The organism is Solwaraspora sp. WMMA2059, from assembly GCF_027497315.1.
Classification (GTDB): domain Bacteria; phylum Actinomycetota; class Actinomycetes; order Mycobacteriales; family Micromonosporaceae; genus Micromonospora_E.
This window is the reverse complement of the sequence record NZ_CP114908.1, coordinates 1,509,540-1,535,528: the sequence shown is the minus strand read 5'-3', so window position 1 is coordinate 1,535,528 and position 25,989 is coordinate 1,509,540. Positions and strand designations below refer to the sequence as shown.

Annotated in this window: 22 protein-coding genes; 5 read left to right on the top strand and 17 right to left on the bottom strand. The window is 71.7% G+C overall.

Going from position 1 to position 25,989, the window contains the following annotated elements; genetic code table 11:
- Positions 1–22: 22 nt before the first annotated feature.
- The 7 genes from rny to O7553_RS06955 all read right to left on the bottom strand — a co-directional run bounded on the left by rny (position 23) and on the right by O7553_RS06955 (position 8,231).
- Positions 23–1,801: a ribonuclease Y gene (gene rny, locus O7553_RS06985; RefSeq protein WP_281554021.1), complete on the bottom strand. Its 1,779-nt coding sequence runs from the start codon at positions 1,799–1,801 to the stop codon at positions 23–25.
- A gap of 517 nt (positions 1,802–2,318) precedes the next feature.
- Positions 2,319–3,038 (bottom strand): regulatory protein RecX, encoded by a 720-nt coding sequence (locus O7553_RS06980; protein ID WP_281554020.1) that lies wholly within the window; start codon positions 3,036–3,038, stop codon positions 2,319–2,321.
- A gap of 5 nt (positions 3,039–3,043) precedes the next feature.
- Positions 3,044–4,090: a recombinase RecA gene (gene recA, locus O7553_RS06975; protein ID WP_278168039.1), complete on the bottom strand. Its 1,047-nt coding sequence runs from the start codon at positions 4,088–4,090 to the stop codon at positions 3,044–3,046.
- Positions 4,091–4,590: 500 nt separating this feature from the next.
- The gene (locus O7553_RS06970) at positions 4,591–4,791 is read right to left on the bottom strand and encodes a DUF3046 domain-containing protein (protein ID WP_281554019.1); all 201 of its coding nucleotides are present in this window, start codon (positions 4,789–4,791) and stop codon (positions 4,591–4,593) included.
- A gap of 10 nt (positions 4,792–4,801) precedes the next feature.
- Positions 4,802–6,118 carry an MFS transporter gene (locus O7553_RS06965; protein ID WP_281554018.1) on the bottom strand — a complete coding sequence of 439 codons (1,317 nt, stop codon included), beginning with the start codon at positions 6,116–6,118 and terminating at the stop codon, positions 4,802–4,804.
- The gene (locus tag O7553_RS06960; protein ID WP_281554017.1) at positions 6,115–6,810 is read right to left on the bottom strand and encodes a UdgX family uracil-DNA binding protein; all 696 of its coding nucleotides are present in this window, start codon (positions 6,808–6,810) and stop codon (positions 6,115–6,117) included. Before O7553_RS06960 ends, O7553_RS06965 begins: the two co-directional genes overlap by 4 nt.
- Positions 6,811–6,881: 71 nt before the next feature.
- Positions 6,882–8,231 carry an aminotransferase class I/II-fold pyridoxal phosphate-dependent enzyme gene (locus O7553_RS06955; RefSeq protein WP_281554016.1) on the bottom strand — a complete coding sequence of 450 codons (1,350 nt, stop codon included), beginning with the start codon at positions 8,229–8,231 and terminating at the stop codon, positions 6,882–6,884.
- A 38-nt stretch (positions 8,232–8,269) separates the two neighbouring features.
- On the opposite strand from O7553_RS06955, the gene O7553_RS06950 reads away from it, so the two are divergent.
- Together O7553_RS06950 and leuE are read left to right on the top strand one after the other, a co-directional pair.
- Positions 8,270–8,941, top strand: coding sequence for a pyridoxamine 5'-phosphate oxidase family protein (locus O7553_RS06950; protein WP_348650093.1), 672 nt, complete (start codon positions 8,270–8,272; stop codon positions 8,939–8,941).
- Positions 8,942–8,943: 2 nt separating this feature from the next.
- Entirely contained in the window at positions 8,944–9,618 is a 675-nt protein-coding gene (gene leuE, locus O7553_RS06945) for a leucine efflux protein LeuE (protein WP_281554015.1), read from the top strand.
- Between the two features lie 55 nt (positions 9,619–9,673).
- Here leuE and O7553_RS06940 read toward each other — a convergent pair whose 3' ends face one another.
- The 10 genes from O7553_RS06940 to O7553_RS06895 all read right to left on the bottom strand — a co-directional run bounded on the left by O7553_RS06940 (position 9,674) and on the right by O7553_RS06895 (position 19,630).
- Positions 9,674–10,738 (bottom strand): hemolysin family protein, encoded by a 1,065-nt coding sequence (locus tag O7553_RS06940; RefSeq protein WP_281554014.1) that lies wholly within the window; start codon positions 10,736–10,738, stop codon positions 9,674–9,676.
- Positions 10,735–12,072, bottom strand: a complete 1,338-nt coding sequence (locus O7553_RS06935) for a hemolysin family protein (protein ID WP_281554013.1) — start codon at positions 12,070–12,072, stop codon at positions 10,735–10,737. Before O7553_RS06935 ends, O7553_RS06940 begins: the two co-directional genes overlap by 4 nt.
- Before the next feature lie 105 nt (positions 12,073–12,177).
- The gene (gene mnhG / locus O7553_RS06930; protein WP_281554012.1) at positions 12,178–12,561 is read right to left on the bottom strand and encodes a monovalent cation/H(+) antiporter subunit G; all 384 of its coding nucleotides are present in this window, start codon (positions 12,559–12,561) and stop codon (positions 12,178–12,180) included.
- On the bottom strand, positions 12,558–12,848 hold the full coding sequence (locus O7553_RS06925; RefSeq protein ID WP_123600656.1) for a monovalent cation/H+ antiporter complex subunit F: 291 nt from the start codon (positions 12,846–12,848) through the stop codon (positions 12,558–12,560). Before O7553_RS06925 ends, mnhG begins: the two co-directional genes overlap by 4 nt.
- Complete coding sequence (locus O7553_RS06920; protein ID WP_281554011.1) at positions 12,845–13,417, bottom strand: Na+/H+ antiporter subunit E; 573 nt, start codon at positions 13,415–13,417, stop codon at positions 12,845–12,847. The genes O7553_RS06925 and O7553_RS06920 overlap by 4 nt, the downstream gene beginning before the upstream one ends.
- Positions 13,414–15,060 (bottom strand): Na+/H+ antiporter subunit D, encoded by a 1,647-nt coding sequence (locus tag O7553_RS06915; RefSeq protein ID WP_281554010.1) that lies wholly within the window; start codon positions 15,058–15,060, stop codon positions 13,414–13,416. Before O7553_RS06915 ends, O7553_RS06920 begins: the two co-directional genes overlap by 4 nt.
- Positions 15,057–15,542 (bottom strand): Na(+)/H(+) antiporter subunit C, encoded by a 486-nt coding sequence (locus O7553_RS06910; protein ID WP_281554009.1) that lies wholly within the window; start codon positions 15,540–15,542, stop codon positions 15,057–15,059. Before O7553_RS06910 ends, O7553_RS06915 begins: the two co-directional genes overlap by 4 nt.
- Position 15,543: 1 nt before the next feature.
- Complete coding sequence (locus tag O7553_RS06905) at positions 15,544–18,492, bottom strand: Na+/H+ antiporter subunit A (RefSeq protein ID WP_281554008.1); 2,949 nt, start codon at positions 18,490–18,492, stop codon at positions 15,544–15,546.
- 182 nt (positions 18,493–18,674) lie between these two features.
- On the bottom strand, positions 18,675–19,121 hold the full coding sequence (locus O7553_RS06900) for a hypothetical protein (protein ID WP_281554007.1): 447 nt from the start codon (positions 19,119–19,121) through the stop codon (positions 18,675–18,677).
- Positions 19,122–19,288: 167 nt separating this feature from the next.
- Entirely contained in the window at positions 19,289–19,630 is a 342-nt protein-coding gene (locus O7553_RS06895) for a hypothetical protein (RefSeq protein ID WP_281554006.1), read from the bottom strand.
- 186 nt (positions 19,631–19,816) lie between these two features.
- Between O7553_RS06895 and O7553_RS06890 the strand changes: the two genes are divergently transcribed.
- The 3 genes from O7553_RS06890 (at position 19,817) to O7553_RS06880 (ending at position 25,879) form a co-directional block, all read left to right on the top strand.
- The gene (locus tag O7553_RS06890; RefSeq protein ID WP_281554005.1) at positions 19,817–24,433 is read left to right on the top strand and encodes an ATP-dependent helicase; all 4,617 of its coding nucleotides are present in this window, start codon (positions 19,817–19,819) and stop codon (positions 24,431–24,433) included.
- Between the two features lie 138 nt (positions 24,434–24,571).
- On the top strand, positions 24,572–24,811 hold the full coding sequence (locus tag O7553_RS06885; RefSeq protein WP_281554004.1) for a CPCC family cysteine-rich protein: 240 nt from the start codon (positions 24,572–24,574) through the stop codon (positions 24,809–24,811).
- A 336-nt stretch (positions 24,812–25,147) separates the two neighbouring features.
- On the top strand, positions 25,148–25,879 hold the full coding sequence (locus tag O7553_RS06880) for a DUF4142 domain-containing protein (RefSeq protein WP_281554003.1): 732 nt from the start codon (positions 25,148–25,150) through the stop codon (positions 25,877–25,879).
- The last annotated feature ends 110 nt before the right edge of the window (positions 25,880–25,989 follow it).

Sequence of the window (25,989 nt, the reverse complement as noted above, 5' to 3'; positions counted from 1 at the left end):
CGTTGACCGGCCGTCCGGCCGGTCAACGGGCGATCTCGGTGACCCGGGACTCGCGGACCACGGTCACCCGGATCTGCCCCGGGTAGGTCAGCTCCTCCTCGATCTGCTTGGCCACGTCGCGGGCCAGCACCGCGGCACCGATGTCGTCCACGTCGTCCGGCTTGACCATCACCCGGATCTCCCGGCCGGCCTGCATGGCGAAGACCTTCTCCACGCCGATCTTGCCGGCGGCGATCTCCTCGATTCGCTCCAGCCGCTTGACGTACGCCTCCAGGCTTTCCCGCCGCGCGCCGGGACGACCACCGGAGCACGCGTCGGAGGCCTGGGTGAGCACCGCCTCGACGGTCTGCGGCGGCACCTCGTTGTGGTGTGCCTCGATAGCGTGCACCACCTCTTCGGATTCGCCGTACTTGCGGGCCAGGTCGGCGCCGATCAGCGCATGACTGCCCTCGACCTCGTGGGTGAGCGCCTTGCCGATGTCGTGCAGGAACGCGCACCGCTTGATCAGCGGGACGTCCAGACGCAGCTCGGCGGCCATCACCCCGGCGATGTGCGCGGTCTCCACCAGATGCTTGAGCACGTTCTGGCCGTACGAGGTCCGGTAGCGCAGCCGGCCCAGCAGGGTGGCCAGCTCAGGGTGGATCTCGGTGATGCCGACGTCGACGAGCGCCTCCTCGGCAGCCCGGTGGCACAGCTGCTCCACCTCCTGCCGGGCGGTCTCGAAGACCTCCTCGATCCGGTGCGGATGAATCCGGCCGTCGAGCACCAGTTTCTCCAGGGTGAGCCGGCCGGTCTCCCGGCGTACCGGGTCGAAGCAGGACAGCAGGACCGCCTCGGGTGTGTCGTCGATGATCAAATTGACCCCGGTGACGGACTCGAACGCCCGGATGTTGCGGCCTTCGCGCCCGATGATCCGGCCCTTCATCTCGTCGCCGGGCAGATGCAGGACGCTGACCACGCTCTCCGCGGTCTGTTCGCTGGCGACCCGCTGGATGGCGTCCACCACGATGTGCCGGGCCCGCTGGTCAGCGGTGTTGCGGGCGTCGGCCTCGATGTCGCGGACCAGGATTGCCGCCTCCCGTTTGGCCTGGCCCTCGATCGCTTCAACGAGCTCACCCCGGGCCGCCTCGGCGGTCAGCCCGGCGACCCGCTCCAGCTCGCGCTGCCATCGCTCCTCGGCGGCCGTCAGGTCCGCCTCCCGGGCGGCCAGGGCTGCCTTGCGCTCGGCGAGTTCGGCGGCGGTGGCAGTCAACCGGCGGTCCCGCTCGGCGACCCGGTCGGCTTCCTCGGCGTGCTGACGTTCCCGCTCGTCCATCCGCTGGCCGCGCCGGTCCAGCTCGGCGGACTGCTCCTTGACGGCCCGGGAGAGCATCGCGATCTCCCGCTCGCCGCTGCGCCGGGCCGCTGCCCGGACCTGCTCGGCTTCGGTCTCGGCCTGCCGGTGGGCCCGCTCCAGGATGGTGTCCGCCTCGGCCCGGGCGGCGTCGAGCACTCGACGGGCCTCGGCCCGGGCGGCGGTCGCTTCGGCCTTGGCGGCGGCGGCGTCGGTACGGGCCGCAGCGGCGGCGGCCTTGGCCTGCTCGACGGCGGAGGACGCCTCGTCGGCCGCGGTACGCAGCGCGGCGAGGGAGCGTTCCTGCCGGTCGCGGGCGGCGACGAAAGCCGGGTCCTCCTCAACCGGCGTCGCGGCCGCCGGTGTGGTGAGCCGGCGCAGCGTGCGGGCACCGAGCGCGAGGCCGGCGAGCACCAGGCCGGCGAGCACGACGACCGCGGCGAAGAGCATCCACTCCAGCCCGGTCATGCCGACCCTCCGAGCCTACCGACACTCGCGTGTCCCGCCGGCTTCCTGCGCTGCGCCACGACCGCCTCCAGTCCGCCGTCGGCCTTCCCGGAGGCTTCTCGCTCCGGCGCCGGCCACGGCTATGGGAACACCCGACCGTGGCGGCTGACCAACGACCAGACAGCACCGACGTGGGTGCGGGCACGATCACGGCGAAAGCGGCCGTTGTGCGTGCTGTCGCCGCCGGACCGGCCTGTCCGGTTGCGGCATGTCTGGCTACTGAACTGCTGCTGCGAAGTGATGCCGTACTGTTATGCGATCTATGTTGTGCGGTTAGCCTGCGACGGGTCGGTTGTTCGTCTGTAACGCGAGGCTAGGTCGCGAGGGGCCGTTCGGTCAAGAAGTCATGATCAGACCGACAACGGAACGTAGGGCATCGGCCCACTCACAGGCAGCATATCGCGCTCAGGACGCGCCGGGATGAGTCGGAAATTTGGCGCATCCCGCAGGGGATGGTGTCCCGTCAGGTGGACCAGGGCTACTCAGCATCCGGGTCGGGAACCTCGCCGATCAGTGCCTCGGCATCCACCGTGTCGGTGAACTGGGCGGCCTCGGCGGACCGGACGGCCAGTGCCTCCCGGACCACCGGCACAGCTACCCCCGCCGAGTAACCCTTGCGGGCAAGCATCGCGACCAACCGTCGGAACACCACGTCCGGAGCACCCCGGGCGGTACGCAGCTTGCGCTCGACGAGCTCCGTCGCGGTGGCCCGCTCGGTCGACTCGTCCAGCCCGTCCAGCGCGTCCCGGGCAGTCTGTGGATCCACGCCACGCTGACGCAACTCGGCGGCGAGGTTGCGCCGGGCCAGCCCTCGACCGTGGTGCCGGCTGGTCACCCAGGCTTGGGCGAACGCCGCGTCATCGATCATCCCGACCTCGTCGTACCGGTCGAGGACCGAACTGGCCGTGGCCTCGGAGATGCCGCGTCGCCGCAGCACTGCGGCGAGCTCCGCCCGAGTCCGAGGGCGGACGGCGAGCTGTCGCAGACAGATGTCGCGGGCCTGCTGCGCCTCGTCCACCGGCTGCCCACCGCCGACCGCGGCGGACCCGGTGGTGCGGCCGTCGCGCTCAGCGGTGGGGTCTGCGAACCCGGCGGTGGGGTCGGCCGGCCGGCTGCGGCCGGCACGGGAGGCGCGTGGACGGGGCGGAGCCGCATCCCAGCCCCGGCCCGTCCGTGCGCCGCGTCGTCGCCCGGCCATCCGGATCAGAAGTCGACCGGCGGCAGCTCGGGCCCGCCGGCCTCGTCGGCACCGAGCGCGCCGACGCCGAGCTTCTCCAGGATCTTCTTCTCGATCTCAGCCGCCACGTCCGGATTCTCCCGGAGGAACTCCCGGGCCTTCTCCTTGCCCTGACCGAGTTGGTCGCCCTCGTAGGTGTACCAGGCACCGGACTTGCGGATGATCGACTGCTCGACGCCGACGTCGATCAGCGAGCCCTCCCGGGAGATGCCCTTGCCGTACATGATGTCGAACTCGGCCTGCTTGAACGGCGCGGAGACCTTGTTCTTGACGACCTTGACCCGGGTCCGGTTGCCGACCACGTCGGTGCCGTCCTTGAGGCTCTCGATCCGTCGCACGTCGAGCCGCACCGAGGCGTAGAACTTCAGCGCCCGGCCACCGGTGGTGGTCTCCGGCGAGCCGAACATCACGCCGATCTTCTCCCGCAGCTGGTTGATGAAGATCGCGGTGGTGCCGGTGCTGTTCAGCACACCGGTGATCTTGCGCAGCGCCTGGCTCATCAGCCGGGCCTGCAGACCGACGTGGCTGTCCCCCATCTCGCCCTCGATCTCGGCACGGGGCACCAGGGCCGCGACCGAGTCGATCACGATAATGTCCAGCGCGCCGGAGCGGATCAGCATGTCGGCGATCTCCAGCGCCTGCTCACCGGTGTCCGGCTGGGAGACCAGCATGGCGTCGGTGTCCACGCCGAGCGCCCTGGCGTAGTCAGGGTCGAGCGCGTGCTCGGCGTCGATGAACGCCGCGATGCCGCCGGAACGCTGGGCGTTGGCCACCGCGTGCAGGGCGACCGTGGTCTTACCGCTGCTCTCCGGGCCGTAGACCTCGACCACCCGACCCCGGGGCAGGCCGCCGACGCCGAGTGCAACGTCGAGCGCGATGGAGCCGGTGGGGATCACTGCGGTCTGGATCACCGGCCGCTCGCCCAGCCGCATCACCGAGCCCTTGCCGAACTGTTTGTCGATCTGAGCCAGCGCCAGATCGAGCGCCTTTTCCTTGTCTGGCACTGCCGCCATTGCTGCCACCCCTACGTTCGCCGACTTCCCAGGCGTCCTGGCCGAGCTTCTCGTCACCCGGGTCACGCTAGGCGCTGGGTCCGACAGAAAACAGCCGACGGGCCGCAACCTGTGGATGAGCACCTAGCTGTGGACAATAGCCGAACAGATGTACGAGTGGAAAACCAGACACGCCCACGAGTTTCACCACCCAAAGCATCCATTGGACCGCAAAGAGTGAATTCAGCTACGCGAACGCACGCCCGCCAAGCAGAGGTACCCCGTCAAGCGGAGGCACGACCAGCCGACAGGAGTACGACCGACCCGACAAGCGACGCGCGACACACAGGCCGACTCCGGTTGCCCCGAGACACTTCCAGTTCCGATGTCACCGGTGCTCTGATGCACCGGTGACATCAGAGCCCAACCAACACCCGACAACCGAGACAGTGACACTATGCGCATTGACTGAGGCGTACCGTAATCAACAGGTCGTGAATCCCAGCTCGACCGGCTCGCGATCAGCGCAACCGGCCAGGGACCCGGTCGGGATACGCGGCGCAGACCGCCCGCCAGACCACCGCCGTCTCCTCACCCGCCGCCAGTGCCTGGGCGATGGTGCGCCCACCCAACTGGGCCAGTACCTGATCGGTGGCGATACTGCGGGCGTACGCCGGCCCGAACGCCTCGTCCAACCGGCCCCAGAAGTCCGTCAACCGCATCCCTGCCTCCTTACTGCTTCGACGGAGCCGGCACCGGGCGCAGCACCAACCCCAGCAGCGGCACCGTGGCCAGCGCCGACAGCAACGTCAGGACGCCGTAACCGGACAGCCCGACGATGATTCCGCTGACCCCGCCGGCGAACGCGCCGGCCAGACCCATCACCAGGTCCGACAGGCCTTGCACCGACGGACGGACGTCGACCGGCACCGACTCCGACAGCAGGGTCGAGCCCGCGACCATGGTGCCCGACCAGCCGAGCCCGAGCAGCACCAGCCCGATCACCAGGCGTACCGGGTCGTGGCCGGCGGTGCCCGCCACGGCACACGCGGCCAGCAGCAGCCCGACCCCACCGACGATCACCGGCCGGCGACCGGCCCGGTCGGTGAGCCAACCTACCACCGGCGACAGCGCGTACATCCCGGCGATGTGCAGGCTCAGCACCAGCCCGACGGTGCGCAACAGATCACCGCCGGTGTGCCCCATCCCGATGTGGACCGGCGTCATCGCCATCACCCCGACCATCACCAGGTGGCCGACTGCGACGGCGCAGACCCCGAGCCGCGCGGCGGGCCGGGCGGCTACCACCACGAACGCGGCCCGCAGGCCTCGGCCGGACCTGGCCTGCGAAGCCCGGCCGGACTGCACCGGGGCGGTCGCCGCAGCGGGGCCGGCGATCCGCCGGGCGGTCAGCAGCGGATCCGGTCGCAACAACACCAGCACCAGCAGCGCGGCCAGCAGGAACGCCAGCGTACTGACGGCGAACGGGCCGGCCAGCGGCGGCAGCCCGACCCCGCTGGCCGACCGGTCGGCCAGCCCGGCCAGGTTGGGGGCGGTCACCGCGCCGACCGTGGTCGCCCAGACCACCAGCGACAGCTGCCGGCCCCGACGACGCGGCTCGGTGAGGTCGACCGCCGCGTACCGGGCCTGCAGCCCGGCAGTCGTCGCCCCGCCGAACAGGACCATGCCGACGAACAGCAGCGGCACCCAGCGCCCCGCGGCGGCGGCCACCACCAGCACCGCCCCGGTCGCACCCGTCAGGTAGGCGAAGACCAGACCGGGTCGGCGGCCGTGCCCGTTCATGATCCGGACCACGGGTACGGCGAGCAGCGCCCCGCCGACCACTGCGGCGCTCTGCGCCAGGCCGGAGACGGCCACCCCGCCGAGCTCGGCGGCGAGCAGGCCACCGACCGAGATCCCGATGGTGACGCCTACGCCGCCGATCATCTGGGTACCGGCGAGCAGCCGCAGCGTACGGCGTTGGATGCGGGTGACGTCACCGGATGGCGGCGGGTCGGTCACCGACGACGGTGCAGTGAGCGCGGTCATCGGCGTACCGCCTGGGTCGGGCTGCCCCGATCGGCGAGCAGTCTGCGGGCGACGCCGAGGTCGGTGACCAGCCCTCGGAAGGCGATCTGCTGGGCGTCGGCACGCAGCACCGCAGAGGGATGGATGGTGGCCACCAGTTGCGCCGGACCCACCGGAAACTCCTCGGCCCGTTCGGCCGAGGCAGGCCACGGCAACGGTACGCCACGCGAGCGGGTCACCCGGAACGCCGGGCCGAGCAGTGCCCGGGCCGCGGTCGCGCCGAGCACCACGACGACGTCCGGGCGCAGCATCGCGAACTCGGCAACCAACCATGGCCGGCAGGCCACGATGTGCGCCCGGTCCGGGGTCTGGTGGATCCGTCGACCGCCGCGCGACACGAAGCGGAAGTGCTTCACCGCGTTGGTCAGATAGATCTGGTCGACCGGGATCCCGGCGTCGTCCACCGCCCGGCGCAGCAGCCGGCCGGCCGGGCCGACGAACGGCAGCCCCTGGCGGTCCTCGACGTCCCCGGGCTGCTCGCCGACCATCACCACCCGGGCATCGGGGTTGCCCCGGCCGAAGACCACCTGGCTGGCGGGCTGGTGCAGTTCGCAGCCCTGGCAACTGGGGGCGGCAGCGCGCAGGTCGGCGAGGCTACGGGCACCGGTGGGGACGTACCCATCGGCTCCGGCGGTGGTTTCGTGCACGGTCACAAGTCCTTCCTACCCGGTTGCGGATTGACCGGAGCGCCTGGGTTGACCGGTCCGAGTGCGGCCCGCGTACCTCACCTGCCGACCCCGGTGAGTCCTGCTGGGCGCAGCGCGTCGCGCACCGCCGCGGCGAGCTCGCCGGCCCGGTGCTCGTCGAGCCCGCTGACGGTGATCCTGATACCCGGCGCGCTGCGTAGCCGGTAGCGGGCTCCGGTGGAGACGGTGAATCCGGCCGCCTGCAGCGCGGCCACCACGTGGGTCTCGTCCGTCACCGGCACCCAGACGTTGATCCCGCTGCCGCCGTGGCTGGCGACGCCGTGGTTGGCGAGCGCGGCCCGCAACGACTCCCGGCGGCGCTGGTAGACCCGGCCGGCCCCGGCCACGGTGGCGGCGACCGAGGGATCGCGCCACAACTGTCCGAGCAGCCGCTGCAGGACCGTGGAGACCCAGCCGGAACCGATACGCATCCGACCGGCCACCCGGCTGAGAGTGGTCTCGTCGCCGGTCAACAGGGCGATCCGCAGGTCCGGGCCGTACGGCTTGCTTACGGAGCGGACGAACGCCCACCGGGGTGTCACGCCGGCCAACACGTGCGGCGGACCATCGGAGAGCTCAGCGGCGTGGTCATCCTCGATGAGCAGCACATCGTCGGCCTCGCGCAGCAGCCGTCGCAGCCGGTCGGCCCGGTCCGCGTCCAGGGCGGCGCCGGTCGGGTTCTGCGCCCGGGTGGTGACCACGATGGCGGAGACGCCGGCGGACAGCACCGCCCGCAGGCCGGGTTCGGTCGGGCCGCGGTCGTCCACCGGCATCGGGACCGGAGTGAGGCCCAGTGCCGCGATCAGGTCCAGCAGGTTGGCCCAGCCGGGATCCTCCACCGCGACCCGGTCGCCAGGGCGCAGAGTGCCGGTGAGCAGGCGTTCGATCCCGTCCAGCGCGCCACTGGTGACAGTGAGACCGCCGGCCGGCAGGCCGTCGTCAGCCAACCGGACCATGGCTAGCGCGGCAAGGTCGGGCAGCAGGCCGGCGTCGGCGTAACCCTGCCCGGACGCGGTGTCGGCCAACTCCCGGGCGACCGCAGCGAGATGTGTCGCCAGCGGCGGCAACAGCCGTGGATCCGGCTCACCGGTGGACAGGTCCAGGGTGCCCGGCGGGGCCGGCGCGGACGGGCCGGGCCGGGTCACGGCGACCGGCGGGCGGGCGCGGACCCGGGTGCCGCGCCGGCCGTCGGTGTCGACGATCCCACGTTGGCGCAGCGCCTGGTACGCCTTGGCGACGGTGGCCGGGCTGACCTCGAGTGCGTCGGCGAGCGTACGCACCGCCGGCAGCAGGGCACCAGGTGCCAACGCACCCGTACGGACACCGGCCTCGACGCTGGCCGAGATCTCGGTCGCGGTCGCACCGGTCGGCTGATATTGTTCTGACACAAATAGCATATTGTACTAGAACAAACTTGGGAGCCCGAATGTATCCCGCCACCGCCCGGACCACCGCCACGCGACACCTCAACCGGGTCACCTACCAGCGCACCGAGGCACACCGCATCCTCGACGAGGCGTACCACTGCTGCCTGGCGTTCGTCGCCGACGGCGCGCCCCGGGCACTGCCCACTCTGCACGTACGCGTCGACGAGACCCTGTACCTGCACGGCTCCACCGCGAGCACGCCCCTGTTGGCCGCCCGGGACCCACAAGGGCTCGCCGTCTGTGTGGCCGTCACCCTGCTCGACGGCCTGGTCTATGCCCGCGCCCAGGCGCACCACAGCGCGAACTACCGGTCAGTCGTCGTACACGGCACCGCCCGGCTGGTCAGCGATCCGGCCGACAAGCGGCGGGCACTCGACGCCCTGATCGACAAGGCGGCTCCGGGCCGGGTCTCGGACAGCCGGCCACCGACGAACCGGGAACTCGCGCAGACAGCGGTGCTCGCCGTCGCTCTCGACGAGGTGTCGGTCAAGGGCCGCACCGGTGACCCCGTCGACGATCAGGCCGACCTCGCACTGCCGTACTGGGCCGGGGTGCTGCCGCTGCGCACCGTCGCCGACCCGCCGCAATCCGCTACCGGAGTCACCCGGGCGGTGCCGACCTACTTCACCACCAGCGAAATTTCTCTCGCCAGCGGACCGGCGGACAGGTGAGGATGACCCCCATGCTGGGCATCACCGACATCTGGACGTACGTCCTGGGCACCGTGGCGATCATTCTGCTGCCCGGGCCGAACTCGTTGTTCGTCCTGTCCACCGCCGCCCGACGCGGCGTGCGGCACGGCTACCGGGCGGCCGGCGGCGTCTTCCTCGGCGACACGGTGCTGATGGTGCTCTCCGCAGCCGGGGTCGCCTCCCTGCTCAACACCCATCCGGCGGTGTTCACCGTGATCAAGTACGCCGGGGCGGCGTACCTCGGCTATGTCGGCGTCACCATGCTCCGTGGTGCCTGGCGGCGCTGGCGGCGGCGGGACGACCCGGGCGCGCCCCGGTTGGTGGACGCAGCCGAGCCGGCGGCGGCGCGTCGCCCGTTCCGGCGGGCGACGGTGATCAGCCTGCTGAACCCGAAAGCGATCCTGTTCTTCGTGTCGTTCTTCATCCAGTTCGTCGACCCGGCGTACCCGTACCCGGCGCTGTCGTTCCTGCTGCTCGGCACGATCGCCCAACTGTTCAGCGTCATCTACCTGACCGTGCTGATCTTCACCGGGACTTATCTGGCGATGCAGTTCCGGCAACGGCGCCGGCTCGCCGTGACGGTCACCAGCGGGGTGGGTGCCCTGTTCCTCGGTTTCGGGGTCAAGCTGGCGACCGCCAGCGCCGGAGCAGCGTGACCCGCCGGAGCAGCATGACCGCCGGCCCGGCGAGACCACACCGTCGACGCGCAGCTCAGCGCATCCGCCGTCCCCTCGGGACGGCGTCGGTCTCGTCGTCGAACTCGCCGATGACCTCTTCCAGCAGGTCCTCCAACGCCACGAAACCGATCGGCCGGTCGGCTCCGGCACCGTTGGTGACCAGCGCCAACTGGACCTGGTCGGCGCGCATCGCCGCCACCGCCTCGGTGACGGTCGCCGTCGCCGGCAGCAGGAACGGCCGGCTCATCAGCGACTCGGCGGTCGGGGCTCCGTCACAGGTGTTCGCCCGCACCGCGTCGCGTACGTGCACGATGCCGATCAGATCGCCGGCCTCGCCGTAGACCACCAGACGGGACCGACCGCTACCCCGGGACAGCTCCTCCACCCGCACGGCGGTGTCCGTCCGGGCCACCGCGACGACCTGGTCCACCGGCTGCATCACGTCCCGCACGGTGGTGCGCTCCAGCTGGAGCATCTTGGCCAGCAGCTCGTGCTGGTCCGGCGGCAGCAGGCCGTGCTCCCGCGACTGTTCCAGCAGGATGCGCAGCTCGTCCGGGCCGTGCACCTGGGCCAGCTGGTCCTGTGGTTCGACCCGGAACGCCCGCAGCACGGCGTTGGCGATCGCGTTCAGCCCGGACAGGACCGGCCGGGACACCCGGGCGAATGCCCGGAACGGCAGCGCCAGCAGCAGCGCCGATCGCTCCGGGTGGGTGATCGCCCACGACTTCGGTGCCATCTCGCCGACCACCAGATGCAGAAAGACCACCAGGGCGAGGGCGAACAGGAACGCGACCAGGTGACTGGCCGCGTACGGCAGACCGGCCCGCTCCAGCAGGGGCGCCACCAGCCGCTCCACCGCCGGTTCGGCCAACGCGCCCAGACCGAGGGTGCAGACGGTGATGCCCAGCTGCGCCCCGGCGAGCATCAGCGACAGCTCGCGCGAGCCGTCCAACGCCGCCCGGGCCGCCCGCGAGCCGCCCGCCGCAGCCTGTTCCAGGCGGTACCGCTTGCTCGCCACCAGGGCGAACTCCGCAGCCACGAAGAATCCGTTCAGGGCGAGCAGCACCAGCGAGGTCAGCAACGCCCACCCGGCGCTCACCCGATCACCTCCAGCCGGACCGAGTCGGGCACGTGCCGGTCGACGGAGATAACGTGCAGTACGGCCCGCCGGGCCCGATGATGGCCGTTGCCGGCGGCTGTCTCGTCCAGGCTGATCGAGATCTGGTCGCCGACCTCGGGCACCCGGCCCAGCTCCCGCATGACCAGGCCGGAGAGGGTGTCGTACTCGGGGGCGGTGGGCAGCTCGACCCCGGTGGTGTCGGCGACCTCGTCGATCCGCCAGCGGGCCGGGACCAGCCAGGAGCCGTCCGGCTGGCGGGCCGGGGCCGGCTCCGGGGGGTCGTCCTCGTCCCGGATCGGTCCGACCAGCTCCTCGGCGATGTCCTCCAGGGTGATCACCCCGGCGAAGCCGCCGTACTCGTCGACCACGCAGGCCAGCTGCCGGTGCCCCTTACGCAGCCGGTCCAGCACCGCCGGCAACGGCAAGGTCTCGGGCACCAGCAGCGGGGGAACCATCACGGCCGCGACGGTCGTCATCGCCCGCCGCGACGGCGCTACGGTGAGCACGTCCGCGATGCTGGCGATGCCGACCAGATCGTCGACGCCGTCCGAGCCGTGCACCGGGAAGCGGGAGTGCCCGGTGTCCAGCAGCTCCACCAGCCCGGTCAGTGGCGCGTCGACCCGCACCGTGTGCACGTCGACCCGCGGCACCATCGCCTCACCGGCGGTCAGCTGCCGGAAGTGCAGTCCCCGATCGAGCAGCGTGGACATCGCCGAGTCGAGATGCCCCTCCTGGCGGGACTCGGCGATGATCTGGCCGAGGTCCTCGGCGGTGGCGCCGCTGGGCAGCTCCTCGATCGGCTCGATGCCGACCCGTCGCAGCAACCGGTTCGCCGCGATGTCGAACATCCGGATCAGCGGCCCGGCGACGGCCAGGTAGATCAGGGTCGACCGGCTGAGCGCCCGGGCCAACGTCTCGGCCCGTGCGAGGGCGAGGTTCTTGGGGGCCAGCTCACCGAGGACCATCTGCACCACGGTCGAGATGATCAGCGCCAACCCGACTGAGATGGTCAGACTGGCGGCCGGCGGAACTCCGACCCCGCCGAGCAGCTCGGACAGTCCGGCGCCGAGGTACGGCTCGGCGACGTAGCCGACCAGCAACGCGGTGACCGTGATCCCCAGCTGGGCACCGGAGAGCATGAACGACAGCCGGCTGGTCACCCGCAGCGCCCGGGCGGCAGCCGGGTCGCCCCGGTCGGCCAGGGCCCGGAGCCGGCCCCGGTCGACGGCGACGTAGCCGAACTCCTGGGCGACGAAGTAGCCGGTCGCGACCGTCAAGACGGTGATCAGGAAGAGACCGAAGACGATCAGCACCGGGGGCTCAGCGCTCCGGCGACCGGCGGCCGGAATGTCGGCAGCCGGGTCCTACCCGGCTGGCTACTGCTGCCCTCCTGGGCAGGAGCATCGGTCATGGCCGGATTATATAGTGGCCCGCCGCTGCCCACCGGTTCCGTCGCCGCCGGTGGCGCCCGTCGTGATCCCGTCCGCCTCGTCGGTGACCAGCAGGTCCCGCCGTACCAGATCGGCCCGGTAGGCGGCCCGGCCGATGATGTGGGCCGCGACCGGCGCGGTCGCCATCTGGAAGACCGCGACCATCAGCAGAGTGGCCAGTTCGGTGCCGCTCTGCAGCCGCAACGCCAGCCCACTGAGGAACAGCAACAGGCCGAGAACCTGCGGCTTGGTCGCCGCGTGAATCCGGGCGGCAACGTCGGGGAAGCGCAGCAGACCGATGCTGGCCGCCAGGCTGAGCAACGCGCCGCCGATCAGCAGCGTGCCGGACAGTACGGTCAGCACCCCGTTCACCGTTGCTCCCGTTCGGCGGCGGCCACCGCAGGCGGGCGGGCGGCGACGAACCGGACGATGCTGACCGAGCCCACGAACCCGAGCAGGGACAGCACCACGAGCACCGGCAAAGTGGTGGCGTGCCGGTTGACCGCGGCCTCGGCGGCAAGCCCGCCGACGATGATGGCGATCAGAACCTCGGCGGCCACTACCCGGTCGAGCAGTGTCGGACCACGGATGATCCGCCCGACGGTCAGCAGGGCCGCCACGGCCAGCAGGACGGTCACCACGACAGCCACAAAGGTCATCGATTCTCTCCGTGATGGTCGGCCGGGCGAGGGTCGGCGAGGTGACGCACGTCGTCCGCCGAGCCGACGGCCCGGACGATCCGCTCCTCCAACGCCAGCACCTTCCGCCGGGCCTGCTCGACGTCGTGGTGGTCGACGACGTCGAGCACGTGGACGTAGAGGGTGCCGCTGGCCGGGTCGGCCTCGACGATGAGGCTGCCCGGGATCAACGACAACGCCTCGGCGGTGAGGGTCAGGTTCAGGTCCGTCCGGACTCGGAGCCGCACCGCGAGGACCGCGCTGCGCGGCGTGTGCCCAAACCGGACGGCGGTCCAGGCCACCTGCGCGCTCGCGATGAACAGGTCGACGACGAACCGGACGAGGAAGCGCAGCACCGCCAGCGGCCGGATCCGGCCCTCGAAGGCGACCGGCGGCAGCGGGAAGACGGTGACCACCACCAACGCGACGGCCGTCCCACCGAGCAGGTTGCCGACGGAGAACCGCCCGTAGAACAGGTTCCACAGCACCACCAGAGCGGCGACCGCGACGATCTGGGCACGCCAGCGCGCGGCCCTGGACACCGGACTCATCTGGCTCCTCCCTGCGGGAACACCGCGTCGACGTACGGCGTACGACTCACCAGGTTGGCCGCCGCCTCGGTGCCGATCTGGTACAACGGTCCGGCCAGCACGGTCAGCGCCAGGCCGAGCAGCACCAGTGCGGTGGTCGCGCCGACCAGCAGGGGCGGCATCGGTTCCACCGACCCCGGGCCGTCGGCGGCGAGCGGGGTGGAGGCCGAGTCGGTGGACGGCACCCGGACACCGGACACCGCCCGGGTGGCGGACGGCACGGTCGCCGGCTGCGGGGCCGCAGCAGGTGCCGGTGCCGTCGCCGGACCGCCCGCTGTGGCCTGCGGTGCGGTTTTGCGCCAGAAGGCGAGATTCCACACCCGGGTCACCGCGTACAGGGTGAGCAGGCTGGTCACCACCGCGCCGGCGGCGACCACCCAGACCAGCGGGCCATCGTCGGCGACCCCGGCCTGCAGCAACCCGAGCTTGCCGAGGAACCCGGAGAACGGTGGTATGCCGGCCAGGTTCAACGCGGGCAGAAAGAACAGCGCGGCGAGCAGCGGCGCGGCTCGGGCCAACCCGCCGAGACGCTCCAGGTTGGTGCTGCCGCCCCGGCGCTCCACCAGGCCGGTCGCCAGGAACAGCGTGGTCTGGACGGTGATGTGGTGCACCACGTAGAAGATCGCCGCCGCCAGTCCGGCAGCGGTGCCGAGCGCGATCCCGAACAGCATGTAGCCGATGTGACTGACCAGGGTGAACGAGAGCAGACGCTTGATGTCCGACTGTGCGACCGCACCGAGGATGCCGACCACCATGGTCAGCAACGCGACCACCAGCAGCAGGTCGCGGGTGCGTCCGCCGGGGAACAGCAACGTCTCGGTACGGATGATCGCGTAGACGCCGACCTTGGTCAGCAGACCGGCGAAGACGGCGGTGACCGGAGCTGGCGCGGTCGGGTAGCTGTCCGGCAGCCAGGCCGACAGCGGGAAGACGGCGGCCTTGATGCCGAACGCGAGAAGCAGCATCAGCTGCAGCATCAGCCGCAGGTCGTCGGGGAGTCCGTCGAGCCGGTCGGCCAGCTGCGCCAGGTTCACCGTGCCGGTGGCGGCGTAGATCAGCCCGATGGCGGTGAGGAAGATGACCGAGGAGAGGATGCTGACCACGACGTAGGTCGTGCCGGCCCGGATTCGTACCTCGGTGCCGCCCAGGGTGAGCAGCACGTAGCTGGCGCCGAGCAGGATCTCGAACCCGACGTACAGGTTGAACAGGTCCCCGGAGAGGAACGCGTTGGTCACTCCGGCGGTGAGAATCAGGTACGTCGGGTGGTAGATCGCCACCGGTGTGCTCTCCCGGCCGTCAGCGCGACCTTCACCGATCGAATACAGCAGTACGCAAAGCGTCACTGCGGTGGAGACCACCAGCATCAGGGTGGCGAGTTGGTCGGCGACCAGCACGATGCCCAGCGGCACCGGCCAGCCACCCACCCGTACCACCTGGGGTCCCTCGATGTGGGCGGTGATCAACAGGGCGAGCGCGACGCCGAAGGTGACGGTGAGGGCGGCGACGCTGATGGTCCGCTGGGCGCGCGGATGCCGGGCCAGCACCAGGGTGATACCCGCGCCGAGCAGCGGCACGATCACCGGCAACGGCACCAGGAAGCTCACGGGTCGCTCCGATCGAGATCGCCGGCGCGGGCCGGGGCGGTACGGGGGGCACCGATCGCGTCGATCGGGTCGGTGTCGTTGTCGTCGCTGTCCTCGGCATCGTCCTCGGCGTTGGGTCCCTGGTCGGCGAGGGCGCGCTGAACGATGAGCCGGTCCTCCAGGTCGTCCTGGACCTCGTCGTGGCCGAAGAGCAGCCAGCTGCGGTACGCCATGGCGAGCAGGAACGCGGTGAGCCCGAGCGTGATCACGATCGCGGTGAGGATGAGCGCCTGTGGCAGCGGGTCGCTCATCTCCTCGGCGGCGGTCACCTCGGCGATGGGCGCCCCGCCGGGCCGCCCGCCCAGCAGGATCAGCAGGTTGGCCCCGTTGCCGAGCAGGATCACCCCGAGCACCACCCGGGTGAGACTGCGTTCCAGCAACAGGGTGACGCCGGCGGCGAAGAGCACCCCGACGACCAGGACGAGCACGATGTTGGGCGGCATGTCAGCTCCTTCCTCCGGCGACCCGGTCGCTGCCGGCACCCGGTGCGGTGGCGTTGCCGGCGGCACCCGGTGCGGTGGCGAGCTCGCCCTGCGGGGTGTCGTCCACCTCGACGTCCGGCTCGGCGGACCGCGCGATCTGCCGGTCGACCTCGGCGCCGAGGCTGCGCAGGATGTCCAGGACCAGGCCCACCACGATCAGGTAGACGCCCACGTCGAAAAAGAGCGAGGTGACCAGGTGGACGTCGCCGATCACCGGCAGGTGCAGGTCCACGATGGCGCTCTGCAGCACGTCGGCGCCGACCAGGATCGGGCTCAGCCCGGCGCCGATCGCCAGGAACAGACCGACGCCGAGCACCAGCCCGGCGTCCACCGGTGCCGCCTCGTTGAGTTCGTGGCGGCCACCGGCGAGATAGCGCACCGCCAGTGCCAGTCCGGCCACCAGCCCGCCGGCGAACCCGCCCCCGGGTGCGTTGTGGCCGGAGAAGAGCAGGAATATCGAGTACACCAGGATGGCGTGGAACAGCAGCCGGGTGACCACCTCGAAGATGATCGACCGGCCCCGCGCGGTCTGGGTAGCGCCGCCCCGCAGCCAGATCCGTTGGCGCCGGGACCGGGCCGGCGGTGACGGGCCGCCCGGCCGGCCACCGTGGCCGGCTGCGGTCGCGGCGCCGACCCGGCGGGGACCCGGCCCGGTACGCGGCCGCAGGAACACCAGGCTGGCCACGCCGGTCGCCGTGACGACCAGCACCGAGATCTCCCCCATGGTGTCCCAGGCCCGGATGTCGACCAGTGTCACGTTCACCACGTTGCGCCCGCCGCCGTATTCCACCGCCTGTTCGGGGTAGGCCGCCGAGACGGGTGCCGCGTCCCGGTTGCCGACCGCCGCCATCGCCATGCCGGCCATCACCACACCGACGACGACCCCGAGGGCGATCCGTGCGTACCGGCTGGAGCGCAGTGGACGTTCCGAGAAGTAGATCGGCAAGCGACGGACCACCAGGACGAACACCACGATGGTGATCGTCTCGACGAGGAACTGGGTGAGCGCCAGGTCGGGCGCGCCGTGCAGGACGAACATCAACGCGGTGCAGTACCCGGTCACCCCGGCCAGGATGACGGCCTTCAGCCGGCGTTGTGCCCGGACCGTGGCGATCGCGGCAACCACCAGGACGGCGGCCACCCCGATCTGCGCCGGCGTGTCGTACCAGCGCCACTGCCCGGTCCATGGGCGGGTCACCAGCAGCGCCCCACCGGGCACGGTGACCAGCACCAGCAGGATGATGCCGAGGTACTGCGGCAGCGACCCGCGCTGGGTGGCACCGGTGACCTCCACCGATATCCGGTCGAGCAGGTGGGTCGCCTGGGCGTAACTGGTCGCCCCGTCGGTCGGGGCCCGCAGCCGCCGCTGCACGGCGGCCACCCGCTCCCGGGCCAGGAACAGCGCGGCGCCGCCGACGAGCGCGACCAGGGACAACCCCAGTGCGGGGGTGAATCCGTGCCACAGCGCCAGGTGGTAGTCACCCGGGCCGAACAGTCCGGCGTACGGAGTGAGCACCGTGTCGACGACGCCGGCCGCCGGACCGAGCAGCAGGCCGAGCAGCGCCAGTACGCCGGCCGGCAGCACGAACACCGGGCCGACCGACGCGGCGGTGGTCGGCTCCCGACCGGGCTTGCCGGCGAACGCGCCCCAGATGAACCGGGCGCTGTACGCGGTGGTGAGCACCGAGCCGAGGACGATCAGCGCCAACACGACCGGGTCCGGTGCGAACGCCTCCAGCACCGCCTCCTTGCCGACGAAGCCAAGCAGCGGCGGCACCCCGGCCATCGACGCGGCGGCGAGTGTGGCGGCCACGGCGACCGCCGGCATCCGTCGACCCAGCCCGCTCAGCTCGGTGAGGTCGCGGGTGCCGGCGCACCGGTCGACGATGCCGACCACCAGGAACAGGGTCGCCTTGAACAGGGCGTGAGCGAGCAGCATCGTCGCCCCGGCCAACGCCGGGGCGCGTTCGCCCGCGCCGGTCACCAACACCAGCAAGCCGAGCTGGCTCACGGTCCCGTACGCCAGCAGCAGCTTGAGGTCGGTCTGGCGCAGCGCCGCCCAGCCGCCGACCAGCATGGTGGCGGTGCCGGTGGTGACGATCAGCCAGTACCACCAGGGGTTGCCCGCGTACACCGGTGACAGCAGGGCGACCAGGTAGATGCCGGCCTTCACCATGGCGGCGGCGTGCAGGTAGGCGCTGACCGGGGTGGGCGCGGCCATCGCCGAGGGCAGCCAGAAACTGAATGGGAAGATCGCCGACTTGGACAGCGCGCCGACGAGGACCAGCACCAGCGCGACGGCCAGGTAGCCGCCTGCCGGCTGCGGGCCGGCCGCGATCTGCGACCAGCGGTAGGTGCCGGCCTGCTCACCGAGCATGATGAACCCGACGAGCATGGCCAGGCCGCCCAGGGTGGTCATGATCAGCGCCTGGGCGGCGGCCCGGCGGCTGGCCCGCTTCTCCGGATGATGGCCGATCAGCAGGTAGGAAAAGACGGTGGTCAGCTCCCAGAAGACGTAGAGCAGGATCAGGTCGTCGGCGAGGACCAGACCGAGCATGGCTCCGGCGAATCCGACGAAGTTCGCGGTGAAGCGGCCGAGCCCGGGCTCACCCGGCGCGAAGTAGCGGGCGCAGTAGATCAGGACCAGGGCTCCGACGCCGCCGACCAGCAGCACCATGAGCCAGGACAGGGTGCCCACCCGAAACGCCAGGTCGAGGCCGAGCTGCGGCACCCACCGGTACGTCTCGTCGAGCGTGGCACCGTCGCGTACCGCACCGGTGTTGGCCAGTGCCCAGCCGGCGGCGGCGCCGGGCGCGGCGGCCAGCAGGTAGCAGGCACGCGGACCCCACCAGCGGACCAGCGCCGGCGCCACGAGCGCCGTCGCCAGGTGGACGATGAGCAGTACCAGCACGCATGGCTCCAGGTAGGTGTCGTCGCGGGCCCGCGCGCCGGCACGGGTCCGTTGCCGGGCTCGCCGGCCCGGCGGGTGAGGAACGCCGGACGGCGCGTCGCGGCCGTGGCGCAGGGGGTGACGTGGAGGTGGCGGAGGCTCGGGCCGGCCGGCCCCGGACTCCGCCGGGTCGGTGGCCCGGCTCAGTCGGGAATGGGCAGGTGCGCCGCCGCGGTGGTCAGCTGCGCGGCCAGCCGGTCGGGTGGTGCCCGGCTGGAGCAGGGCAGCGTCCCGCGGCGCAGGAGCGGACCAGCGGCCGACGACCGGGCGGCCCGGCCGGTGGCGGATGGCGAGGCGGACCAGGTTGGCGTGGTGACGGTACCGGTCGGTGTGCCGTGGTCGTCACCGGCTGGGCCGGGCCGGGCCGACATGCTCTGCTGCTGCCGGTGGTCGGCGTCGTCGACGCAGTTGCGACCACCGGGCGAGACGGTCTGGTGCAGCAGCGTGGCTCCGATGGAGGCCGGCCCGGCGGCGACGGCGACGGCCGGTACGGCGACCGAGGCGGCACCGTGCACGGCGGTGACGGTGAGCAGGACGAGTAGGACGACGGCGATCCTGCGCGGAGCCGGGAGGTGGCGCAGCTGTGCCATCCGTGCCCCCCCTCCGCTGTCGATCCCCGCCAGCCTACCGGTCTTTCGGTGACGGCTGCCTGGCTGGCCGTGCCTGCCTGGCGGTGGCCGGGCCTGGGCGTCGCCGGATTCCGGACTTTGGATGGTAAGCGATCACAGCGGATTCGGTGGTTACCGTACGGTTACCGTCATGTGCCGGCTGGTTCGGTGGGAGCCGTCGTCGGCGTGGCGGGCATCGCCGGGCGGGCCGGCGTCGCCGGTCCGGCGGGTGCGGGCACGTCGGCGAGCGGCAGCCGACCTCGTCGGCTGGCCAACAGCATGTGGTAATGCACGGTGGCGCGTACCCGCGCCCGGTCGGCGGCGCTCGCCGATCCGCTGTCGACGACCAGGGCCCGCAGGGTGTCGGCGAACCGGTCCACCGCCACTGGGTCGAGCCGGTGGTGCCGCAGCCGCAGCAGGGCCACCAGGCCGTCCACCTTCCGGAGAAGCACCTCCGTGTCGTGGTGGAGGCCGCGCTCGACAACGGGCATGGGGGTACTCCTTGAGAGATCGGACGATGACAGAAAGTTACTCCATAACTACTAAGTCGGGCAAGCCAGACCTGCCGGTCTCACCCGAATTTGTGGGATTCGGTCGCTCGGACGGCCCAGCTTCGTCGTACCCGGCGGGCAGGATGGTTCACGCTGGCAGCCGGACGGACCGATGGAGGGACAGCGATGACCGCGGTGTTGGAGCGCTTCGGGGCAGCCACCCGGGAGTGGTTCTCCGCCGCCTTCGCCGGGCCCACCGCCGCGCAGACCGGCGCGTGGGAGGCGATCAGCGACGGCCGGCACGCCCTGGTGGTCGCACCCACCGGATCCGGCAAGACCCTCGCCGCGTTCCTGTGGTCGCTGGACCAGCTGACCCGCTCGCCCGCTCCCGACGATCCGCGGCTGCGGTGCCGGGTGCTCTACCTGAGCCCCCTCAAGGCACTCGCGGTCGACGTCGACCGCAACCTACGTACCCCGCTCGTCGGCATCGGCCAAGCCGCCGCCCGCATCGGTGCACCGGCACCGCAGGTGACCGTCGGCATTCGCACCGGCGACACCCCGGCCGATCAGCGACGCAGCTTCCTCCGGCAACCGCCGGACATCCTCATCACCACTCCCGAGTCCCTGTTCCTGCTGCTCACCTCGGCCGCCCGGGAGTCGCTGCGCGGCGTGCGTACGGTCATCGTCGACGAGGTGCACGCGGTCGCCGGCACCAAACGCGGTGCGCATCTGGCGCTGTCGCTGGAGCGGCTGGACGCGCTGCTGCCGGCGCCCGCCCAGCGGATCGGCCTGTCCGCCACGGTCCGGCCGATCGAGGAGACCGCCCAGTTCCTCGGTGGCTATCAGCCCGTGCAGGTGGTCGCCCCGGCCACGGCCAAGACGATCGAGGTCAGCGTCCAGGTGCCGGTGCCGGATCTCGACCAGCTGGACGAACGCGAGACGGTGCAGGAGGACGCCGACGGTCCGCCGCCGGCCGGCCGGTCGATCTGGCCGGCCGTCGAGGAACGCGTCTTCGACCTGATCCGGCGGCACCGGTCGACCATAGTGTTCACCAACTCCCGGCGCTCGGCGGAACGGCTCTGCGCCCGGCTCAACGAACTCGCCGCAGACCGGGCGGACGGCACGGACCAGCAGTCCGGCCCGCCCCGCGCCGACAGCAGCGGCAACGACCGGCGGTCCAGCACCCGGATGCCGGCGGAGATCATGGCCCAGTCGGACACCGCACACGGCGCCCCGGCAGTGATCGCCCGCGCCCACCACGGCAGCGTGTCGCGCTCTGAACGGCAGCAGATCGAAGAGGCGTTGAAGTCCGGCCAACTGCCGGCGGTGATCGCCACCTCCAGCCTGGAGCTCGGCATCGACATGGGTGCGGTCGACCTCGTCGTACAGATCGAGGCACCGCCGAGCGTCGCCGCCGGCCTGCAGCGAATCGGCCGGGCCGGGCACCAGGTGGGCGCGCTGTCGCACGGGGTGATCCTGCCCAAGCACCGTGGTGACCTGCTGGCCTGTGCGGTGGTCAGCGAGCGGATGTCCCACGGCGCCATCGAGCAGCTGCGGTACCCGCGCAACCCACTCGACGTCCTGGCCCAGCAGATCGTCGCCATGGTGTCGCTCGATCCCTGGCCGGTGGACGCGCTGGCGACCCTGGTACGCGGCGCGGCCCCGTACACCGACCTGCCCGACTCGGCGCTGCACGCGGTGCTGGACATGCTCTCCGGTCGGTACCCGTCGACCGCTTTCGCCGAACTGCGGCCCCGGCTGGTCTGGGACCGCGACGCCGACCTGCTCACCGGACGGCCGGGCGCGCAGCGGCTGGCCGTCACCAGTGGAGGCACGATCCCGGACCGTGGCCTGTTCGGTGTCTTCCTGGCCGGGGCGGAACGGCCCGTGCGGGTCGGCGAACTCGACGAGGAGATGGTCTACGAGTCCCGGGTCGGCGACGTCTTCCTGCTCGGCGCGACGTCGTGGCGGATCGAGGAGATCACCCCGGACCGGGTGCTGGTCACCCCCGCCCCGGGCCAGGCAGCCCGGATGCCGTTCTGGAAAGGCGACCAACCCGGTCGCCCGGTCGAGCTGGGCCGTGCGCTGGGCGCCCGGCTGCGCCAGGTCGGCCGGCAGGACCCGACCGCCGCCCGCGCCGGGCTGCTGTCGTCCGGTCTGGACGACTGGGCCGCCGACAACCTGCTGCGCTACCTCGACGACCAACGCGCCGCCGCCCGCAGCCTGCCGGACGACCGGACGGTCGTCGTCGAACGGTTCCACGACGAGCTCGGCGACTGGCGGCTGGTCGTGCACAGCGTCTTCGGTGCCCAGGTGAACGCGCCGTGGGCACTGGCGATCGGCCAGCGACTGACCGAGCGATACGGCGTCGACGCCCAGGTGCTGCCCGCTGACGACGGCATCGTCATCCGGCTACCCGAAGTGGCCGACACACCACCCGGTGCCGACCTGGTCGCCTTCGAGAGCGACGAGATCAGCCAGCTCGTCGAAACCGCCGTCGGCGGGTCGGCCCTGTTCGCCGCCCGGTTCCGGGAATGCGCCGCCCGGGCGCTGCTGCTGCCACGCCGGGATCCGCGACGCCGGCAGCCGCTGTGGCAGCAGCGGCAACGCGCCGCCCAACTGCTCGACGTGGCCCGGGAGTTCACCGATTTTCCGATCACCCTGGAGGCGGCGCGGGAATGCCTGCGGGACGTCTTCGACATGCCGGCGCTGGTCGGGCTGATGGGCGACCTGGCGGCACGGCGGCTGCGGTTGGTAGAGGTCGAGACACCGCGACCGTCACCGTTCGCCCGTTCCCTGCTGTTCGGCTATGTCGGAGCGTTCCTCTATGAAGGGGACCTGCCGCTGGCCGAGCGCCGGGCCGCCGCGCTGAGCCTCGACTCAACATTGCTCGGTGAGCTGCTCGGCCGGGTCGAGCTGCGGGAACTGCTCGACCCGGCGGTGCTCGCCGAGACCCACCGGCAGCTGCAGTGGCTGGGCGGGCACCGCCGGGTGTGCGACGCCGAGGACCTGGCCGAGCTGCTGCGGGTCGTCGGCGACCTGGCCGACACCGAGTTGCTGGCCCGGCAGGTCGACCCGGGCTGGCCGGCCGAGCTGTCCCGGGCCCGGCGCGCGGTGCGGGTGCGGATCGCCGGGCAGGAGCGGTGGATCGCGGTGGAGGACGCCGGGCGGATGCGCGACGCGCTCGGTGTCGCGCTGCCGGTCGGCGTCGCTGCGGCGTACCTCGCCCCGGTGGCCGACCCGCTCGGCGACCTGGTCGCCCGCTACGCCCGTACCCGGGGGCCGTTCGACACCGCCGCGTGCGCCGCCCGGTTCGGGTTGGGCGCCTTCGTCGTCGAACAGACCCTGCGGCGGCTCGCCGCGACCGGGCGGATCGTGGCCGGCGAGTTCACCCCGGGGCGGGCCGGCACCGAGTGGTGCGACGCCGATGTGCTGCGGCTGCTGCGGCGCCGATCGCTCGCGGCGCTGCGCCGCGAGATCGAGCCGGTGCCGGCCACCGCCCTGGTCCGGTTCCTTCCCCGGTGGCAGCAGGTCGCCGGCCCGGGTCGTGGGGTGGACGGCGTGGCTGCCGCCGTCGAGCAACTGCAGGGGGCGGTCCTGCCGGCCGCAGCGGTGGAACGGCTGATCCTGCCGGCCCGGGTGGCCGACTACTCCCCCGCGCACCTGGACGAGCTCTGCGCCTCCGGCGAGGTCACCTGGTCCGGTGCCGGCGCGGTCGGCGCGGGTGACGGCTGGATCCGGTTGGTGTTCACGGAGACCGCGCCCCTGCTGCTACCGGCGCCGGACCCGGCGCTCACGCTGACCCCGGTGCACGAGGCGGTGCTCGCCGCCCTCGCCGACCAGCAGGCGCTGTTCTTCCGGCAACTGGCCGACCGGGTCAACGCGGCGCTCGCCGGCACCGCTGGCGTTGCGCCCGCCGACACTGCCGATCCGGCCGGGCGGATCGAGACGGCGATCTGGGATCTGGTGTGGGCCGGCTGGCTGACCAACGACACACTGGCTCCACTGCGGGCCGTACTCGGCCCGCGCCCGACACAACGGGTCCGCACCGCCGCCGGGGCACGGGGTCGGGCCCGGCGGGTCGGTCGGGAGTTCGTCGCCCGTACCGCCGCACCGCAGTTGGCCGGTCGGTGGTCACTGCTGCCATCCCGCGACCCCGACCCGACCCGGCGGGCGGCGCTCACCGCCGACGTGCTGCTCGAACGGCACGGGGTGGTGACCCGGGGGGCGGTCGCCGCCGAGGGGCAGCCGGGTGGGTTCGCCGCCGTGTACCCGGTGCTGGCCGCGTTGGAGGAACGCGGCGCGGCCCGCCGGGGCTACTTCGTCGACGGACTCGGTGCGGCCCAGTTCGCCGTACCGGGTGCGGTGGACCGGCTGCGGGAACTCGCCAATTCCGATCCGACGCACCGCCGGCAGCCGGAGGCGGTGGTGCTGGCGGCAGCCGATCCGGCGAACCCGTACGGCGCGGCACTGCCCTGGCCGGAGCGACCGGTGGACAGCGCCGACGAGTCGAACGCGGGGCACCGACCCGGGCGCAAGGCCGGGGCGCTGGTGGTCCTGGTCGACGCGGAGGCGGCGCTCTACGTCGAACGAGGCGGTCGCAGTCTGCTCTGCTTCACTCAGGACGGACAGCGGCTCGAGGCGGCGGCCCGGGCGCTGGCCGACGCGGTGAGCTCCGGGGCACTCGGCACCATCACGGTCGAACGCGCCGACGGGGAGCGGGTGCACAGCTCCACGCTACGGACGGCGCTGGCCGCCGCCGGCTTCCGGGCCACGCCACGTGGACTGCGGTTACGGGGCTGATCGTGAACGTCGGGCCAGGCACCGCCGGCACGGGCGGGTGCGCCGGAGGTACCCGCCGTCGGCGGTGCGCTTGTCGACGGACCGCCGACGGGGTACCTCAGGCACATGCCCGAAACGTTCCTGTGGAAGGCTTAGCGGGTGGTCCCGTACTCCGTCGACAGATGCCCCTGCTGTGGCTACCGGACCGGATGCACCACCTGCCCCGTCTGCTTCTGGACCGACGACGGCCAGGGCGATGGCGACGCTGAGGTGGTGCGTGGCGGGCCGAACGGCGACTTGAGCCTGTCCCATGCCCGGCTCAACTTCGCAATCTACGGCGCCAGCCATCTGCGCTACGCCGACATCGTCCGGCCACCGCGTCCCGACGAGTCACCGTAGCGATTCCAGTGATCCGCCGGGTCAGGAATTGGCCGACATTCTGCTACGGTATCGGCGCCCTGTTACCGCGACGCCACGAACCGCACTCCTACCACGAGATACCAGGCGGCCAGATTCGCGCTATGTGAACAAGCCCGTGACCTCCACGTTGAACCGGGAACATCAGCTGAACGGACGATGCCGGCAATCTCAGTAAGATTAGCCACAGCAAACGTTTAGGTGCTCCTTTTTTTCTGTGGTTCCGAGCCGAAAGCATTGACGCGCAGGCGGCATTCGACATAACGTTCTTGTCGATCATCGACCGCTCTGTCGACCCCACTCGGAGGTTGAAACACTATGGCCCGGGCACGATCTGCGGCACACACCCCGCGCCGGTTGGCAGCAGTCCTGGTGGGTCTCGTCGCCGGGCTGCTCGCACTGCCCGGCGCCGCGCTCGCGCAGCCCTCCGGAGCGACCCAGCTCGCCGCCACCGACATCCAGTTGCTCAACGGCGTCCGGCTCGCCGGACTGTGGGAGATCCCGGCTGGTGTGCTGGCCGCAGAGAAGGGCAGCACGCAGAGGGTCCGCGAGGTCGGCGCCGAGATTGCCGACCAGCACATCGAGCTCGACCTGTTGGTGGTCGAAGCGGCCAACGAGCTCGGCGTGGAGCTGCCTACCGACCCGACCCCCACCCAGCAGGGCTGGGTCGACGAGATGAAGGTCGCGGAGGGTGCCCGGTTCGACCGGATCTTCGTTGAGCGGCTCCGCGCCGCCCACGGCAACATCTTCCCGGTCATCGGTGCGGTCCGAGCGAGTACCCGTAACGACGTCGTCCGGCAGCTCGCGCAGGACGCCAACGGCTTCGTCCAGACCCACATGTCACTGCTGGAGAGCACCGGTCTGGTGCGGTACGGCGAACTTCCCCCGGTTCCTCTGCCGGCACCGCCGGACGACAGCCTCCTCGCTGCGGTACAAGCCAACGCGGAGATCAACAACGGTATCAACTCGACAGCGATCTGGGTGGTGCTGATCGGTGCGCTGGCGCTCGGCACCGCAGCCACCTTCGCCGTGTTCCGACGACGATACTGACCGTCATCGTCACCCTGACTGCCCGGGCCGGAGACATCTGGCCCGGGCAGTCGGCTGTCCGGCCTGAGGCAGTCGGCCGGCTATCGGCCCGCCCGGTCACGACCTGCGGC

Bases quoted from the DNA above. Each gene is read 5' to 3' on its own strand.
- rny (WP_281554021.1), bottom strand. From the start codon at position 1,801: ATGACCGGGCTGGAGTGGATGCTCTTCGCCGCGGTCGTCGTGCTCGCC.
- O7553_RS06980 (WP_281554020.1), bottom strand. From the start codon at position 3,038: ATGGCCGGGCGACGACGCGGCGCACGGACGGGCCGGGGCTGGGATGCG.
- recA (WP_278168039.1), bottom strand. From the start codon at position 4,090: ATGGCGGCAGTGCCAGACAAGGAAAAGGCGCTCGATCTGGCGCTGGCT.
- O7553_RS06970 (WP_281554019.1), bottom strand. From the start codon at position 4,791: ATGCGGTTGACGGACTTCTGGGGCCGGTTGGACGAGGCGTTCGGGCCG.
- O7553_RS06965 (WP_281554018.1), bottom strand. From the start codon at position 6,118: ATGACCGCGCTCACTGCACCGTCGTCGGTGACCGACCCGCCGCCATCC.
- O7553_RS06950 (WP_348650093.1), top strand. From the start codon at position 8,270: ATGTATCCCGCCACCGCCCGGACCACCGCCACGCGACACCTCAACCGG.
- leuE (WP_281554015.1), top strand. From the start codon at position 8,944: ATGACCCCCATGCTGGGCATCACCGACATCTGGACGTACGTCCTGGGC.
- O7553_RS06925 (WP_123600656.1), bottom strand. From the start codon at position 12,848: ATGACCTTTGTGGCTGTCGTGGTGACCGTCCTGCTGGCCGTGGCGGCC.
- O7553_RS06920 (WP_281554011.1), bottom strand. From the start codon at position 13,417: ATGAGTCCGGTGTCCAGGGCCGCGCGCTGGCGTGCCCAGATCGTCGCG.
- O7553_RS06910 (WP_281554009.1), bottom strand. From the start codon at position 15,542: ATGCCGCCCAACATCGTGCTCGTCCTGGTCGTCGGGGTGCTCTTCGCC.
- O7553_RS06900 (WP_281554007.1), bottom strand. From the start codon at position 19,121: ATGGCACAGCTGCGCCACCTCCCGGCTCCGCGCAGGATCGCCGTCGTC.
- O7553_RS06895 (WP_281554006.1), bottom strand. From the start codon at position 19,630: ATGCCCGTTGTCGAGCGCGGCCTCCACCACGACACGGAGGTGCTTCTC.
- O7553_RS06890 (WP_281554005.1), top strand. From the start codon at position 19,817: ATGACCGCGGTGTTGGAGCGCTTCGGGGCAGCCACCCGGGAGTGGTTC.
- O7553_RS06880 (WP_281554003.1), top strand. From the start codon at position 25,148: ATGGCCCGGGCACGATCTGCGGCACACACCCCGCGCCGGTTGGCAGCA.